This is a genomic window from Streptomyces sp. NBC_00028 (genome assembly GCF_045041065.1).
Taxonomy (GTDB): domain Bacteria; phylum Actinomycetota; class Actinomycetes; order Streptomycetales; family Streptomycetaceae; genus Streptomyces.
The window spans coordinates 1,610,153-1,625,684 of the sequence record NZ_CP108293.1 but is presented as its reverse complement, the minus strand read 5'-3'; the positions used below and the strand labels follow the sequence as shown (position 1 = coordinate 1,625,684).

The following is a 15,532-nucleotide window of genomic DNA, read 5'->3' as shown; positions in this document are numbered from 1 at the left end:
GAGGCCGTTGTCAGTGGCGGCGCCTACGGTGGCGTCATGTCGGAGATCACTTACGTCCGGGGTGACGCCACCGTGCCCTCGGTGAAGGGCGTCAAGGTGATCGCCCATGTCTGCAACGACATCGGGGGATGGGGAAAGGGCTTCGTGCTCGCCCTCTCGCACCGCTGGCCGGAGCCGGAGGCGGCGTACCGCGCCTGGCACCGCGGCAGGGCCGGGAACGACTTCGGGCTGGGCGCGGCCCAGTTCATCCAGGTCGAGCCGTATGTGTGGGTGGCCAACCTGGTCGGCCAGCGCGGCATCCGCACGGGCAGCAAGGGCGTCCCCGTCCGGTACGAGGCGATCGACACGGCGCTGGGGCGGCTCGCCGACAGGGCCGTGGAACTCGGCGCCTCGGTCCACATGCCCCGGATAGGGTGCGGACTGGCCGGGGGCAAGTGGTCCCGCGTCGAACCGCTGATCGCCGAGCGGCTGATACGACGGGGGATCGCCGTCACGGTCTACGACCACGGCGACTGACGGGACGGCAACGCGAGGAGGCGGCGGTATGGACCTCGTTCCGGTGGAGATCGGACCGCTGAACCCTCAGGTCCAGGACCTGGCGGTCGGGGTGGTGCTGTTCGCCGTCTGCTTCCTCTGTCTGGTTCCGCTGCTGCGCCGGATGAACCGGGTCCTGGCGGCGCGCGAGCAGGCCACGGACGGAGTCGCCGCGCGGGCCGAGCGGCTCCGGGCGCTCGCCGAGGAGAAGCGCGCCGAGGCGGAGGCCGAACTGGCCGACGCCCGCCATGACGCGGCCCGCACCCGTCAGCGGGCCGAGGCGGAGGGCGCCGCGCTCATCGCCGCGGCCCGCGCCGAGGGCCTCCGCGAACGGGACGAACTCCTGGCCCGGGCGACCACCCGCATCGACGCCGACCTGGCCACCGCGCGAACCCAACTCCAGGACTCCCTCCCCGAGTTGGCGACGGAGCTGGCGAGCCGGGTGCTGGGCGAGCCGGTGGGGCCGCAGGCGCCGAGGCGGGCGACGGACGCCATGTGACCGGGTGCCCCCGGATCTACTCCTCGCGCCGCGAACGCCTGCGGCAACCGGCTCAGCCCTGAGCCGCGAACGCCCTCCGGCAGTCGGCTAAGCCCTGCGCCGCGAACGCACAGCGGCAACCCGGGCAAGCGCAGCCGCGAACGCCTGCGGCAACCCGGTTCAGCCCCGCGCCGTGAACGTCCTGCGGCAACCGGTTCGGCCCTGCGCCGCGAACGCACAGCGGCAACCCGGGCAAGCGTAACCGTGAACGTCCTACGGCAACCGGCTCAGCCCCGCGCCGTGAACGTCCTCCGGCAGTCGGCTAAGCCCTGCGCCGCGAACGCACAGCGGCAACCCGGCTCAGCCCTGCGCCGCGAACGCCCGTAGCAGGCACTCCGTGAGTCTCGCCGCCGTGCTCCCGTCCGGATCGAGGCGCGGGTTGAAGATCGTGACGTCCAGTCCCACCGCCCCGGTGCCGGACAGCGCCGTGCGCAGGACGGTCTCCAGTTCCTCCCAGCTCAGCCCGCCGTCCAGCCGGTAGTCCACGGCGGGCATGACCGCGTCGTCCAGCACGTCGACGTCGAGATGCACCCAGTACCCGGCCCCGCCGCCCTCACCGGTCAAGGCCTCCACCGCATGCCGTGCCGCCTCACCCGCCCCCAGCTCCCGCACCCGGTCGAGGTCCAGCGCGTGCAGTTTCTCCGGCAGCGGCTCCATCCCGAACACCGCCGCCTCCGCCTGGTCCCGGAACCCGAGGGCGACGACGTCCTCGTCCCGCACCAGCGGCCCGAGCCCGTCCAGATCGGCGAGGGCGGCGGGTCCCCGACCGGTGGCCAGGGCCAGCTCCATCGAGGCCACCTCGCCGGCCGGCTCCGTCTCCGGTCGATAGAAGTCGGTGTGGCCGTCGAGGAACAGCAGCCCATGGCGTCCCCGGCGGCGCAGGGCGAGCAGATTGCCGAGCAGGATGCTGCAGTCGCCGCCCAGCACCAGCGGGAACCGCCCGGCGTCGAGGACCTCGCCCACCGCGCCGGCCAGCCGCAGGGCGTGCTCGGCGATCCCGGCCGGATTGAGCACCCCGGTCTCCGGGTCCCGTTCCGGGTCGTACGGGCCCGGCTCGACGCTGCCCACCCGCACCGCGCCCAGACCGTCGGCCAGACCCGCGTCGAGCAGTGCCCGGGGCAGCTCCTCGACGCCGGTCGGCCGCAGCCCCAGCACGGACGGTGCCTCGATGATCGCGACGTCCCGCACTCCGACTCCCTCGTCAGGCGGCGCCGGCGGGCCCATGCGTCCGGCGACGTGGGCCCACCGTAGACCGCAAGAGGGCGTGGAGCGCGGCAGCGCCCACGTCCGGCGAGGCGCCCCACGCCACCTGCCGAGTACCCCTTCTAGTGCTCGTGCACGTCGTTCGTCGCCGCGATCTTCTTCCACGACCTCGGTTGCTCCGGTGCGGCCGAGGCCCCCGCGATCGAGGCGGTCCGCGCCGCCGGGGCGGCCGGCTTCGTCGGCTGGAACAGCCAGGTGTCGAACAACACGGACAGCGACTGCCCGGACACCTCCTCCGCGTACGTCCGGAAGTCGGCGACGGACGCGTTGCCGTACGCGTGCTTCTGCGGCCAGCCCTTCAGGACCGCGAAGAACGCGTCGTCACCGATCTCGTTCCGCAGCGCCTGGAGGGCCAGCGCGCCCCGGTCGTAGACGGCGATGTCGAACTGGTTCTCCGGACCGGGGTCACCGGGCTTCACCGTCCAGAACGGGTCGTCGGCCGGGTGCGAGGCGTACACGTAGTCCGCGAGCTCCTGCGCGGTGCCCTCGTCCTCGTGCTCGGACCACAGCCACTGCGCGTACCGTGCGAAGCCCTCGTTGATCCAGATGTCCTTCCACCCGGACACGGAGACGAGGTCCCCGTACCACTGGTGGGCCAGCTCGTGCACGACCACGGACACGTTGGAGCCGTTCGCGAACTGCCGCGGGCTGTAGTACGGCCGGGTCTGCGTCTCCAGCGCGTACCCGGTGGTGGTGTTGGGGACGTACCCGCCGAGCGCGTTGTACGGATACGGCCCGAAGTACTCGCTCAGCCAGTCGGCGACCTCACCGGTCCGCTCGATGCTGGCCCGCGCGGCGCCGTCGTTGGCGCCGAGGTCCTTGCTGTAGGCGTTGACGACCGGGACACCGCCCTCGGTGGTCCCGGTCGTGATGTCGAACCTGCCGACGGCCAGCGTCGCGAGATAGGTGGCCTGCGGCTTGTCGGACCGCCAGTTGTAGCGGGTCCAGCCGAGGCGTGAACTCGTCGACTGGAGCGTGCCGTTGGAGATGGCCTGGCTGCCGTCCGGCACCAGGACGGACACGTCATAGGTCGCCTTGTCGAGCGGGTGGTCGTTGCTCGGGAACCACCACCAGGCCGACTCGGGCTCGTTGGCGCCGACCCCGCCGTCCGGGGTGCGGTGCCAACTGGTGAAGCCGTACGCCTGCTTGGACGACGGGACTCCGCTGTACCGCACGACGACGGTCACCGAAGCGCCCTTCGCCAGCGGCGACTTCGGGGTGATCTCCAGCTCGTGCTCGCCGGAGGCGGTGAACGACGCCTTCGCGCCGTTGACCCGCACCTCGGAGACGTCCAGCAGGAAGTCCAGGTTGAAGCGGGACAGGTCCTGTGTGGTGCGGGCCAGCAGGGTCGCGGTGCCCTCCAGCTCGTCCGTCGCCGGCTGGTACTTCAGCCGCAGGTCGTAGTGGGAGACGTCGTATCCGCCGTTGCCGTAGTCCGGGTAGTAGGGGTCGCCGATGCCCGGGGCGCCGGGGGAGTGGCTCGCGGCCGATGCCGGGATCGCCAGCAGGACGGACGCGGCAGCGAGTGCGCCCGGCGCGATGATTCTGCGGTGCACGAAAGCTCCAAGTCGTAGGGGCACGAAGTCTGTTCGGAGCCTATTCAGTCCCTGTGGACCCAGGCATGTCCATGGCCGCAGCCGTCACACGATCGCCATTCGGCCGTCATGACCGACGTTGCGCCCCCTGTATGGCAAACGGCCCTCTTTTGCACGGGAGTTGACAGCTGTACCGTCCGCGCATGCCGATACGCACGCGCTTCACGATCTGGAGACAGCTCGCGACGGCGGCCACCGCCGCCCTGCTGGCCACGTTCCTCACCCCCGCCGCCGCACAGGCCGCGCCGCGTGAGAGCCAACCCGTCTACTCCTACGAGAACGCCGTCCGCGAGGCCGTCTGGGTGGACACCGGACTCGACGGGGACGGCGACGGCAAGAACGACCGCGTGGCCGTCGACATCGTCCGCCCCCGTGAACCCGCCGCGCAGGGCCGCAAGGTTCCGGTCATCATGGACGCCAGCCCGTACTACTCCTGCTGCGGGCGCGGCAACGAGAGCCAGAAGAAGACGTACGACGCCCAGGGCGACGTCGTCCAGATGCCGCTCTTCTACGACAACTACTTCGTGCCCCGCGGCTACGCCTTCGTCGGCGTCGACCTCGCCGGCACCAACCGCTCCGACGGCTGCGTGGACGTCGGCGGCCGCTCGGACATCCTCTCCGCCAAGGCCGTCGTCGACTGGTTGAACGGCCGCGCCAAGGCGTACACCAGCCGTGCGGGCACCACCAAGGCCAAGGCCGGCTGGACCAACGGCAGAACCGGCATGATCGGCAAGAGCTGGGACGGCACCATAGCCAACGGTGTCGCCGCGACCGGCGTCGAGGGGCTGAGGACGATCGTCCCGATCAGCGCCATCTCCTCCTGGTACGACTACTACTTCCAGCAGGGCGCCCCGCTCTACGACTCCGGCCCCGACTGGCTCTCCGACTACGTCGACAGCCCCGACGCCCGCGCCAAGTGCGCCGCGGTGCAGCAGAAGATCGTCGACGGCGCCCCGCGCACCGGTGACTGGACCGGCTTCTGGACCGAGCGGGACTACGTCAAGAACGCCGCCAAGGTGAAGGCCAGCGTCTTCGCGATCCACGGTCAGCAGGACCTCAACGTCCGGATGAAGCACCTCGGCCAGTGGTGGGACGCCCTCGCCAAGAACGGTGTCGAGCGCAAGATCTGGCTCTCCCAGACCGGCCACGTCGACCCCTTCGACTTCCGCCGGGCGGCATGGGTCGACACCCTGCACCGCTGGTTCGACCATGAACTCCTCGGCTACGACAACGGCATCGACCGCGAGCCGATGGCCGACATCGAACGCCACCCCGACCAGTGGGTCACCTCCAAGATCTGGCCCCCGCGCGGCACCAGCACCACCACCCTGCGCCCCGCCCAGGGCACCCAGCCGGGCGTCGGTACCCTCGGCGTCTCCCGTGCTCGGGGCACCGAGACCTTCACCGACAACCCGGCGCTGAGCGAGACCGACTGGGCCGCGCAGATCGACACCTCCACCCCCGACAAGGCGGGCTTCACCACCGGCGCGCTCACCGAGGACCTGCGCGTCTCCGGCTCCTCGAAGGTCACCGTCACCGCCACGCCCACCACCTCGACGGCCCATCTCTCCGCCGTCCTCGTGGACCTCGGCCCGAACACCATCCGGGACTACGCGGCGAGCGGCGAGGGCATCAGCACCCTCACCGACCGCACCTGCTGGGGTGTCAGCACCGCCGGTGACAGCGCCTGCTTCAAGGCGACCCAGGCCAAGACCGCCGACGTCGACTACGAGGTCGTCAGCCGCGGCTGGGCCGACCTCGGCACCTACGCCGACCCCGGCAAGGGCGTTGCGCTCACCCCGGGCAAGGCGTACACGATCACCCTCGACCTGGCCGCCACCGACCATGTCGTCCCGGCCGGCCACCGGCTCGCCCTGATCGTCGCGGGCACGGACAGGGACCTGATCGACCCACCGTCCACCATGCCGACGCTCACGCTGGACCTGTCCCGCACGAAGGCGAGCGTCCCGCTGGTCGGGGGCGCCCGGGCCTTCGCGCACGCCACCGACGGCGCCGTCACCGCCGTACCCGAGACCACGGAACTCGACGGTGTCCAGGCGCCGCGATCCGTCCAGCGCGTCCCCCAGTAATGCAGTAATCCGACATCGACTGTTGAAAACCGGGTCATGTGCGGTACCTGTGGTAGGCCGTATCCATGGGTTTCGGGAGAAGGTGCCGCAAATGACGGAAGACATGAAGAAAAGGGGTGGCGGGGAGGGTTCTTCGGGCCTTCCCCGCGACCACACCACCGACCGCGTGGTGTTCGGGGTCACCGCCGTCATCACCGTGGCCTTCGTGATCTGGGGTTCCACGGCGACGGACTCGCTGGAGAACGTCTCCACGAAGATGCTCAACGGCCTGATCAAGAACGGCGGTTGGGCCTTCATGCTGGCCGCCTCCTGCTTCGTGGTCTTCGCGTTGTGGCTCGCGGTCAGCCGCTACGGCCGCATCCACCTCGGCGCGGAGGGCGAGGAGCCCGAGTTCCGCACGGTGTCGTGGGTCGCGATGATGTTCAGCGCGGGCATGGGCATCGGTCTGATGTTCTACGGCGTGAGCGAACCCCTCGCCCACTACACGACCCCGCCACCCGGCACGAACCCCGCCGACTCCGGTGACCGCATGGAGACGGCGATGGCGACCACCCTCTTCCACTGGACGCTGCATCCCTGGGCGATCTACGCGGTGGTCGGACTCGGCATCGCCTACAGCACCTTCCGCAAGCGCCGTCGGCAGACCATCAGCGCCGTGTTCACCCCGCTGATCGGGGAGCGGCACGCCGAGGGCGGCGTGGGCCGGGTCATCGACATCCTCGCGATCATCGCCACCATCTTCGGCTCGGCGGCCTCCCTCGGCCTCGGCGCTCTCCAGATCGGCTCCGGCTTCCAGGAGCTGGACTGGATGGACGACGTCAGCACCGGCCTGCTCGTCGCGATCATCGCCGTCCTCACGCTGGCCTTCGTCGCCTCCGCCGTCTCGGGCGTCGAGCGGGGCATCCAGTGGCTGTCCAACACCAACATGGTGCTCGCGCTGATCCTCGCCGTGTTCGTGTTCATCGCCGGGCCCACGATCATCGTCCTCGACCTGCTGCCCACCTCGGTCTTCGCCTACCTCGGCGACCTGCCCCAGCTCGCCGGCCGCACCGAGGCGAGCGGCGGCAAGGGCGTCGCCGACTGGCTGGGCAGCTGGACCGTCTTTTACTGGGCCTGGTGGATCTCCTGGACGCCCTTCGTCGGCATGTTCATCGCCCGCATCAGCCGCGGCCGCACCATCCGCCAGTTCGTCGGCGGTGTCATCCTCGTCCCCAGCACGGTCAGCCTGATCTGGTTCGCCGTCTTCGGCGGTACGGCGATGAAGCTGAAGGAGGGCGGCGCACTCGCCGGCGAGGACACACCCGAGGGCCAACTCTTCGGCGTGCTCCAGGAGTTCCCCATCGCCACCGCCACCAGCCTGCTGGTGATGATCCTGGTCGGCATCTTCTTCGTCTCGGGCGCCGACGCCGCCTCCATCGTGATGGGCACGCTCTCCCAGAAGGGCGCCCTCGAACCCGGCCGGTTCGTCGTGGTGTTCTGGGGCGTCGTCACCGGCGCGGTCGCCGCCATCATGCTGCTCGTGGGCAGCGGCCAGGGCGACGCCCTCACCGGCTTGCAGAACCTCACCATCCTGGCCGCCGCGCCCTTCGTCCTCGTGATGATCGGCATGTGCGTCGCCCTCATGCGCGACCTGCGCCGCGACCCGGTCATCGTGCGCGGCGAGATGGGCTCCGAGGCCGTCGAACTCGCGGTCATCGAGGGCCACAAGAGGTACGACGGCGACTTCGAGATCCGCGTCGGCCCGGGGGCCGGTACGGAGACGGAGGGCGACCCACTGGGTCACGACCACGGTTAGGCTCCGCCGCGGGCCGGCGGGGACGGGTCGTGCGGTTCCCCGAGCCCCGCGGCGCGGGCTTCAGGGAGTGGCCAACTCCGCCGCCTCCTGCGCACACCCCCACGCCACGGTCACGCCTGCCCCGCCGTGCCCGTAGTTGTGCACCAGCACGCGCCCGTCCGCCAGGAGTTCACGCTCCAGCCGGACCGCGTCCCGCGCGGGCCGCAGCCCCACCCGATGATCCAGCACCCGCGCCCCCGCGATCTCCGGCCGCAGCGCCGCACACCGCCGTATGATCGCCTCCGCCACGTCGGGATCCGGCTCCGTGGACCACTCGCCCTCGACCGCCGTACCGCCCAGCAGGAGCCGCCCCGGCTGCGGGAAGAAGTACGCCATCTCCCCGTCGGCGCCCTTCGACACCACCCACGTCCGGATGCCCGGGTTCTCCACCACGACCAACTGCCCCCGCACCGGCACCATCGAAGGGTCCGGCACCAGCTCGGCCGCCCCGAGCCCCGTGCAGTTGACCACCACCGGCGCCTCGACCTCCGCCAGATCGGGCACCGTACGCGTCTCGACCACCCCGCCCGCCGCCACGAACCGCCGCCGCAGCCACGGCAGATGCGCCGCCATGTCGACCAGCGGCAGCCGCGCCCACAGTCCGGTCCCGGCGTACTCCTCGGCGGTGACCGGCCGTAGCCCCGGCAGCCGGGCGGTCAGCCAGCCGAACCCGTCGTCCAGCTCCTCCTCGCCCAGCACTCCCTCGACCATGCGTACGCCGGTACGGTCCGGGTCCGCCGCCAGCTCCTCGTACACGTCCAACGAGCGCAGCGCCCACGCGCGCGCCGACGCGACCGGCCTGATCCGGTACGGCCACCACAGCGCCCCGGCAACCGCCGAGGTGGTCCGCTCGACCGGGTCCCGGGTGACCACCCGCACCCGACGCCCACGCTCGGCCAGCACCACGGCGGTCGTCAGCCCGACCACACCACCGCCGACCACCACGATTTCGCCGCTCATCTCACCGTCCACGACCGAAACTTAGGGCCTGTCCGGCGGATCATGCCGCAGACGCGGGGTCTGGCGCGCACATCTGCCGCGTTGTCGTCGGTTGCCGACGCTCCGCGTCGCCGCCCTCCTCCGCCTTGCAGCTGCACGCACCAGACCCCGCTCACCTGCGACATTAGGCTGGCGTGGCTTTCCTGCGTCCTGATCCGCCGGACAGGCCCTAGCGGAATGTGCCATGCCGTGCTCAGAGGGCGCTTGCTGCGGGAATACTCGCAGCATGTCTGCCGAGTACGCGACCTTCGGCCTGGCACCGGCGATGCGTGCCGGTGGAGTCCTCGTCAACGGTGACTACCAAGTCCACCGCGACTTCGTGGACTTCATCGTCGACGGACGACCGTTGCTCTTCCAGCTCTCCGACCTCGACGCCGTCTCCCCACTCGCCTCGGACGTACCACCCTCGATCTTCACCGCCCAGGTCCGCAGTCTCCTCCTGGAGACGGACGCCCCGCTTCCGGGCGGGCGCTATGTCATCTACGGCTGCCCCGAGTGCGAGGACCTCGCCTGCGGAGCCGTCACCGCCGTCATCGAGCGGCAGGGCGCCGACTACATCTGGCGGGACTTCGCCTGGCAGACCGACGAGCGGGCCGACCTCCAGCTCAACGGCTACCACGGGATCGGCCCCTTCCGGTTCCACGGCGCCGACTACCGCGCGGCCCTCGACTCCCTGCTCGCCCCCGGCACCGCGAGCCGGCCCCGCCGCGTCCTGCTGATCGGCGCCCGCGTAGCGCTCCTCGCCAAGCTCGCCGCCGCCCTGCGCACCATCGGCATCGGCGCCGACATCGCCCACGACGCCGACGGCGTCCCCGCCGACGAACTGCGCGGCTACGGAGCCGTCGCCTTCGGACGGGCGATCGGCGAGGCGGAGCGTGCCTCCGTGCGCCACGCCTTCGACCGCGCGGGCGTGGACGTGACCTACGTGAACGGACTCGCCCCGATCGTCCCCCTCCTCGTCGCCCAGATCGAACACGCCCTCGACCGCAGCCCCGAGGAACAGCGCCGGCTGACCCGCCTGGTCGCCGCCGACGGCGAGGCGGGCGTCGAGGTCACCTCGCCCTGCCGGGTACGGCTCACCGCGTACCGCCTCGACCGGTTCTTCCGCACCCACGCCCAGGAGGTCTTCGACGGCGTCCTGGAGGCGGGCCGGCATCGCATCGCCCTGGACGCGAAGGCGGTGAAGGGGGAGGCCTTCGTGGTCGCCCGGACGTCGGGGAGCGTGCTGGTGGAGGCGATGGCCCATTGACGGGAAGGCGCTGAGAAGCCGCGGCGGACCCACCGGCCGGCCTCGCTAAAATCGGTCCCCTGATGACTGCCACCCTCGTCGCCAAGAACCTCGCCGCCGGCCACGGCGACCGCTCCCTGTTCACCGGGCTCGACCTCGTCGTCGCACCCGGTGACGTCATCGGGCTGGTCGGCGCCAACGGCGCCGGCAAGTCCACCCTGCTCAGGCTGCTCGCCGGGCTGACCGCACCGGAGGAAGGCGAGCTCAGGCTCTCCCCGCCGACCGCCACCGTCGGCCACCTCCCCCAGGAACCGGAGCGCCGCCCCGGCGAGACGATCCGGGAGTTCCTGGCCCGCCGCACCGGCGTCGCCGTGGCCCAGCGCGTCATGGACGAGGCGACCCAGGCCCTCGTCGACGGCGCGCCCGGCGCGGACGACGCCTACGCCACCAGCCTGGAGCGCTGGCTCGACCTCGGCGGCGCTGACCTCGACGAACGCGCCGAGGAGATCGCCGACTCCCTCGGCCTGAGCGTCGACCTCGACCAGCCGATGACCTCCCTGTCCGGCGGCCAGGCGGCCCGCGCCGGACTCGCCTCCCTGCTCCTGTCCCGCTACGACGTCTTCCTCCTCGACGAGCCCACCAACGATCTCGACCTCGACGGCCTGGAGCGCCTGGAACGCTTTGTGAGCGGTCTGCGGGCCGGCACCGTCGTCGTCAGCCACGACCGCGAGTTCCTCACCCGCACCGTCACCAAGGTCCTCGAACTCGACCTCGCCCAGAACCAGATCAACCTCTACGGCGGTGGCTACGAGGCCTACCTGGAGGAGCGCGAGACGGCCCGGCGGCACGCGCGCGACGACTACGAGGAGTACGCCGACAAGAAGTCCGCCCTCCAGGACCGGGCGCAGATGCAGCGGGGCTGGATGGACAAGGGCGTCAAGAACGCCCGCCGCAAGGCGAACAACGACAACGACAAGATCGGCCGCAAGTTCCGCAGCGAGGCCAGCGAGAAGCAGGCCGCGAAGGCCCGCCAGACCCAGCGCATGATCGAACGGCTCGACGTGGTCGAGGAGCCCCGCAAGGAGTGGGAGCTGCGGATGGAGATCGCCTCGGCGCCCCGCTCGGGGTCGGTCGTGGCGACCCTGCGCGACGCGGAGGTACGGCGCGGCGACTTCACCCTGGGCCCGGTCTCCCTCCAGATCGACTGGGCGGACCGCGTGGCGGTGACGGGCGCGAACGGCGCCGGCAAGTCGACCCTGCTGGCCGCACTGCTGGGCAGGGTGCCGCTGACCGCCGGCCAGGCCTCGCTCGGCTCCGGCGTCCTGATCGGAGAGGTCGACCAGGCGCGCAAGCTGTTCCACGGCGAAGAGTCGCTGCTGGACGCCTTCGGGGCGGCCGTCCCGGACACCGAGCCGGCCGAGGTCCGCACCCTGCTGGCCAAGTTCGGCCTGAAGGCGGACCACGTACTGCGCTCGGCGGCGACCCTGTCCCCGGGTGAGCGCACCCGAGCGGCGCTGGCCCTGCTCCAGGGCAGAGGCGTCAACCTCCTGGTCCTGGACGAGCCGACCAACCACCTGGACCTACCGGCCATCGAGCAGCTGGAACAGGCTCTGGATGCCTACGAGGGCACGCTGCTCCTGGTCACCCATGACCGCAGAATGCTGGATGCGGTGAGGGTGACCCGCCGCTTGGAGGTCAGTGCGGGCAAGGTGACGGAAACCCCGTAAGGGGCGCGGGGAACTGCGCGACCAGCCACAACCGGCCCGCAGTTCCCCACCAACCGCTACCGCCCCTTGTTCTTCGGATTCAACAACCCGGCCTTGCGCAGAGCATCGGCCATCGCACTGTTGGCCGGAGGCGCAGCCTGCCGCGACCCACCGCCACCACGACCCTGCTGCCGCTGCTGAGGCGGCCGCCCACCCCGCTGCCGACGCTCACCCCCGCCACCCTGCTGACCCTGCTGACCCTGCGGAGCCTTCTCGTCATCGAGTCGCAGCGTCAACGAGATCCGCTTCCGCGGAATGTCGACGTCCAGCACCTTCACCTTGACGATGTCACCGGGCTTGACCACATCGCGCGGGTCCTTCACGAACGTCTTCGACAGCGCGGACACATGCGCCAGCCCGTCCTGGTGGACACCGACGTCGATGAACGCCCCGAAGGCCGCCACGTTCGTCACCACGCCCTCCAGCACCATCCCGGGAGCGAGGTCGGAGATCTTCTCGACGCCCTCCTTGAAGGTGGCCGTCTTGAACGCGGGCCGCGGGTCGCGCCCGGGCTTCTCCAGCTCCTTGAGGATGTCCGTGACCGTGGGCAGACCGAACGTCTCGTCCACGAACTCCTGCGGCCGCAGCGAGCGCAGCACACCCGTGTTGCCGATGAGGGACGCGACCTCCTGCCCGGAGGTCTTCACCATGCGCCGGACGACCGGGTAGGCCTCGGGGTGCACGCTGGACGCGTCCAGCGGGTCGACACCGTCGCGGATGCGGAGGAAGCCCGCACACTGCTCGTAGGCCTTGGGGCCGAGCCGGGCCACCTTCTTCAGCTCCGTACGGGAGGTGAACGGCCCGTTGGAGTCGCGGTGCGACACGATGTTCTCGGCGAGCCCGGAGGTGATGCCGGAGACGCGCGCGAGGAGCGGGGCGGACGCGGTGTTCACGTCCACGCCGACGCCGTTCACACAGTCCTCGACCACCGCGTCCAGCGAACGCGACAGCTTCACCTCGGACAGGTCGTGCTGGTACTGGCCGACACCGATCGACTTCGGGTCGATCTTCACCAGCTCGGCGAGCGGGTCCTGGAGACGGCGCGCGATCGAGACCGCGCCGCGCAGCGACACGTCCATGTCGGGCAGCTCCTGCGAGGCGAACGCGGAGGCCGAGTACACCGACGCGCCCGCCTCGGACACCATCACCTTGGTGAGCTTCAACTCCGGGTGCTTGGTGATGAGTTCACCGGCGAGCTTGTCGGTCTCGCGGGACGCCGTGCCGTTGCCGATCGCGATCAGCTCGACCGAGTGCCGGGCGGCGAGCACGGCCAGCTTGGCGAGCGCCTCGTCCCACTTGTTGGCCGGGACGTGCGGATAGATGACGTCCGTGGCGACGACCTTGCCGGTGGCGTCGACGACGGCGACCTTCACACCCGTACGGAAGCCGGGGTCGAGGCCCAGCGTCGAACGCGTGCCGGCCGGGGCGGCGAGCAGCAGGTCGCGGAGGTTCTTGGCGAACACGTCGACCGCCTCGTCCTCGGCGGCCGTGCGCAGCCGCAGCCGCAGGTCGATGCCGAGGTGTACGAGGATGCGGGTGCGCCAGGCCCAACGGACGGTGTCCTTGAGCCACTTGTCGCCGGGGCGGCCACGGTCGGTGATGCCGAACCTGTGGGCGACGATCCCCTCGTACGACGAAGGGCCCTCCGTCGCCTCCTCGGGCTCCAGGACGAGGTCGAGGACGTCCTCCTTCTCGCCGCGCAGCATCGCCAGGATGCGGTGCGAGGGGAGGTTCTTGAACGGCTCGGAGAAGTCGAAGTAGTCGGCGAACTTGGCGCCCGCCTCCTCCTTGCCGTCCTTCACCTTCGCGGCCAGCCGACCGCGCACCCACATGCGCTCGCGCAGTTCACCGATCAGGTCGGCGTCCTCGGAGAACCGCTCCGTGAGGATCGCCCGGGCGCCGTCCAGCGCGGCCTGTGGATCGGCTACGCCCTTGTCGGCGTCGACGAACGCGGCGGCAGCGGCGAGCGGGTCCACCGTCGGGTCGCCGAGCAACCCCTCCGCGAGGGGCTCGAGCCCGGCCTCGCGCGCGATCTGCGCCTTGGTGCGCCGCTTCGGCTTGTACGGCAGGTAGATGTCCTCAAGGCGCGCCTTGGTCTCGGCGCCGCGGATCTGCGCCTCCAACTCCTCGGTGAGCTTGCCCTGCTCGCGCACCGACTCGAGGATCGCGGTCCGCCGCTCCTCCAGCTCCCGCAGATAGCGCAGCCGCTCCTCGAGCGTGCGCAGCTGCGCGTCGTCGAGCATCTCGGTCGCTTCCTTGCGGTAGCGGGCGATGAAGGGCACCGTCGAACCGCCGTCGAGCAGCTCCACGGCGGCCTTGACCTGCCGCTCCCTTACGCCGAGCTCCTCGGCGATCCTTCCTTCGATGGACCCAACGCCGATGGGGGTGCGTGTCGTCACGATCCCGTACCGCCTTCTCACAGAGGTTGCGCGGCAATTGTGGCAGGTGGCACGGACATCGGGGGATCAGGGCGCGGCCATCAGGCGCGGCGGCTCCGGGTGGAACCCGAGGCTCCGCCGAAGAGCCGGGCCAGGGCCCGGAAAGGCAGCGTCACGACGGTGGCGATGGCGCCGCCGATCTGGCGCAGGACATCAGCGATGGCACGGAACACGAGCATCTCCTTTCCTCGTCCGGCCACGACGACCGGACGGGCCCCGAGTACCTCACCCGTGCCACGCCATGCACCCCACCGTCCGTGTCCGGCCTCAGCCCTTCCCGATCAGGTCCGCCGGATACGCTCCCGCCGCCATGGCCGCCCGCGCGAACCCTGTGCCGAGCTCCGTCAGACGGGCCACGCCCCGCGCGCCCAGGTGTTCGTACGGCGCCCGGTCCAGGCGGTCCGTCATGTCCTCGATCTCCGTGCGCAGCGCCGCACCCCGCTCGGTGAGTTCTCCGGCCTGGTCCAGCAGCTCGCGGTCCCGGAGGCGGCGGGTCGCCGCGTCCCAGTCGTCCTGGGTCCAGCCGCGCGTGGTGAAGATCCACTTCGGGGTCATGCCCCGCCCGGTCGCGGTGTGCGTCACCAGGGCCTCCAGACCGTCGAGGCCCGCGGCCAGCAGCGCGGCGAGATGCCCGTCGCCCCGGTGCTCGCGCAGCAGGGTCGTGGCGTGGAAGTACGCCAGGTGCGGCTCCTCGGGCACCGGCAGGTCCGCGTGCGCCGCGTACAGCGGACGCGCGCTGCGTGAACAGGCCTCGGCGGCCCGCAGTGCGAGCTCCGCGGCCTCCGCGATCTCCGGGGAGGTGACCGCGTCCTCGCCCAGCAGCCGCCTCAGGGACGCGTCCACGGCACGCGCGCGTGCCGCGAGGACGGCCTCCGGAGAAGCGGTCTCCCACACCGCGGGGACATGCCGGGCCACCAGCTCGTGCCGGTAGTTGTAGAAGGCCGCCGTGACCGTTCCGGCGCCCACCCGCCCCATCGCGGCGGCCCGCACCGCGAAGTTGACGGCCCGGGGGTGTGTGATCCCGATCCCGGCCAGTTCGGTGCCCAGCTCGGGGGCGAAGTAGGAGGTGGCGTGCAGGGAGTTGAGCACGTTGTGACAGCGGCGGCCGGACCGCGGCTCAAGGGCGGCAGAAGTCATGCCGGGCAGGTTACCAACCGCTTGGTACGTCGCCTATGGGCTGACGGACCATGGCAGGAAAGGTGGGGTACTCGTCGTTGCGGCCACTGCGCGGCCCGCGAAGAATCGAC

Annotated in this window: 12 protein-coding genes; 6 read left to right on the top strand and 6 right to left on the bottom strand. The window is 71.1% G+C overall.

From position 1 onward, the window contains the following. Positions 1–36 precede the first annotated feature (36 nt). Both OG885_RS07130 and OG885_RS07125 read left to right on the top strand, forming a co-directional pair. Complete coding sequence (locus OG885_RS07130) at positions 37–516, top strand: macro domain-containing protein (RefSeq protein ID WP_405727736.1); 480 nt, start codon at positions 37–39, stop codon at positions 514–516. 28 nt (positions 517–544) lie between these two features. Further along, entirely contained in the window at positions 545–1,033 is a 489-nt protein-coding gene (locus tag OG885_RS07125; protein WP_405727733.1) for a hypothetical protein, read from the top strand. Positions 1,034–1,372: 339 nt separating this feature from the next. Here OG885_RS07125 and OG885_RS07120 read toward each other — a convergent pair whose 3' ends face one another. Both OG885_RS07120 and OG885_RS07115 read right to left on the bottom strand, forming a co-directional pair. Further along, on the bottom strand, positions 1,373–2,260 hold the full coding sequence (locus OG885_RS07120; protein ID WP_405727730.1) for an arginase family protein: 888 nt from the start codon (positions 2,258–2,260) through the stop codon (positions 1,373–1,375). A gap of 137 nt (positions 2,261–2,397) precedes the next feature. Beyond that, on the bottom strand, positions 2,398–3,891 hold the full coding sequence (locus OG885_RS07115) for a M1 family metallopeptidase (RefSeq protein ID WP_405727727.1): 1,494 nt from the start codon (positions 3,889–3,891) through the stop codon (positions 2,398–2,400). A gap of 182 nt (positions 3,892–4,073) precedes the next feature. On the opposite strand from OG885_RS07115, the gene OG885_RS07110 reads away from it, so the two are divergent. Further along, a complete protein-coding gene (locus OG885_RS07110; protein WP_405727724.1) occupies positions 4,074–6,020 on the top strand; it encodes a Xaa-Pro dipeptidyl-peptidase in 1,947 nt (648 codons plus the stop codon). A gap of 91 nt (positions 6,021–6,111) precedes the next feature. Next, on the top strand, positions 6,112–7,815 hold the full coding sequence (locus tag OG885_RS07105; RefSeq protein ID WP_399964607.1) for a BCCT family transporter: 1,704 nt from the start codon (positions 6,112–6,114) through the stop codon (positions 7,813–7,815). A 60-nt stretch (positions 7,816–7,875) separates the two neighbouring features. Here the strand turns inward: OG885_RS07105 and OG885_RS07100 are convergent, their stop codons facing one another. Continuing rightward, positions 7,876–8,814: an FAD-dependent oxidoreductase gene (locus OG885_RS07100; protein WP_405727721.1), complete on the bottom strand. Its 939-nt coding sequence runs from the start codon at positions 8,812–8,814 to the stop codon at positions 7,876–7,878. A gap of 265 nt (positions 8,815–9,079) precedes the next feature. On the opposite strand from OG885_RS07100, the gene OG885_RS07095 reads away from it, so the two are divergent. Together OG885_RS07095 and OG885_RS07090 are read left to right on the top strand one after the other, a co-directional pair. Further along, complete coding sequence (locus OG885_RS07095; RefSeq protein WP_405727718.1) at positions 9,080–10,102, top strand: oxidoreductase; 1,023 nt, start codon at positions 9,080–9,082, stop codon at positions 10,100–10,102. 62 nt (positions 10,103–10,164) lie between these two features. Beyond that, positions 10,165–11,808 carry an ABC-F family ATP-binding cassette domain-containing protein gene (locus OG885_RS07090; RefSeq protein ID WP_405727715.1) on the top strand — a complete coding sequence of 548 codons (1,644 nt, stop codon included), beginning with the start codon at positions 10,165–10,167 and terminating at the stop codon, positions 11,806–11,808. A gap of 56 nt (positions 11,809–11,864) precedes the next feature. Here OG885_RS07090 and OG885_RS07085 read toward each other — a convergent pair whose 3' ends face one another. The 3 genes from OG885_RS07085 to OG885_RS07075 all read right to left on the bottom strand — a co-directional run bounded on the left by OG885_RS07085 (position 11,865) and on the right by OG885_RS07075 (position 15,422). After that, positions 11,865–14,246, bottom strand: a complete 2,382-nt coding sequence (locus OG885_RS07085; RefSeq protein ID WP_405727712.1) for a Tex family protein — start codon at positions 14,244–14,246, stop codon at positions 11,865–11,867. Positions 14,247–14,326: 80 nt separating this feature from the next. Next, entirely contained in the window at positions 14,327–14,458 is a 132-nt protein-coding gene (locus OG885_RS07080) for an LPFR motif small protein (RefSeq protein WP_252100555.1), read from the bottom strand. 94 nt (positions 14,459–14,552) lie between these two features. Then, positions 14,553–15,422, bottom strand: coding sequence for an SCO6745 family protein (locus tag OG885_RS07075; protein WP_405727709.1), 870 nt, complete (start codon positions 15,420–15,422; stop codon positions 14,553–14,555). Between the last annotated feature and the right edge of the window lie 110 nt (positions 15,423–15,532).

What these genes read in the sequence shown, in the direction of transcription:
- OG885_RS07130 (WP_405727736.1), top strand. Translation starts at nt 37, where the DNA reads ATGTCGGAGATCACTTACGTCCGGGGTGACGCCACCGTGCCCTCGGTG.
- OG885_RS07125 (WP_405727733.1), top strand. Translation starts at nt 545, where the DNA reads ATGGACCTCGTTCCGGTGGAGATCGGACCGCTGAACCCTCAGGTCCAG.
- OG885_RS07110 (WP_405727724.1), top strand. Translation starts at nt 4,074, where the DNA reads ATGCCGATACGCACGCGCTTCACGATCTGGAGACAGCTCGCGACGGCG.
- OG885_RS07105 (WP_399964607.1), top strand. Translation starts at nt 6,112, where the DNA reads ATGACGGAAGACATGAAGAAAAGGGGTGGCGGGGAGGGTTCTTCGGGC.
- OG885_RS07100 (WP_405727721.1), bottom strand. Translation starts at nt 8,814, where the DNA reads ATGAGCGGCGAAATCGTGGTGGTCGGCGGTGGTGTGGTCGGGCTGACG.
- OG885_RS07095 (WP_405727718.1), top strand. Translation starts at nt 9,080, where the DNA reads ATGTCTGCCGAGTACGCGACCTTCGGCCTGGCACCGGCGATGCGTGCC.
- OG885_RS07090 (WP_405727715.1), top strand. Translation starts at nt 10,165, where the DNA reads ATGACTGCCACCCTCGTCGCCAAGAACCTCGCCGCCGGCCACGGCGAC.
- OG885_RS07075 (WP_405727709.1), bottom strand. Translation starts at nt 15,422, where the DNA reads ATGACTTCTGCCGCCCTTGAGCCGCGGTCCGGCCGCCGCTGTCACAAC.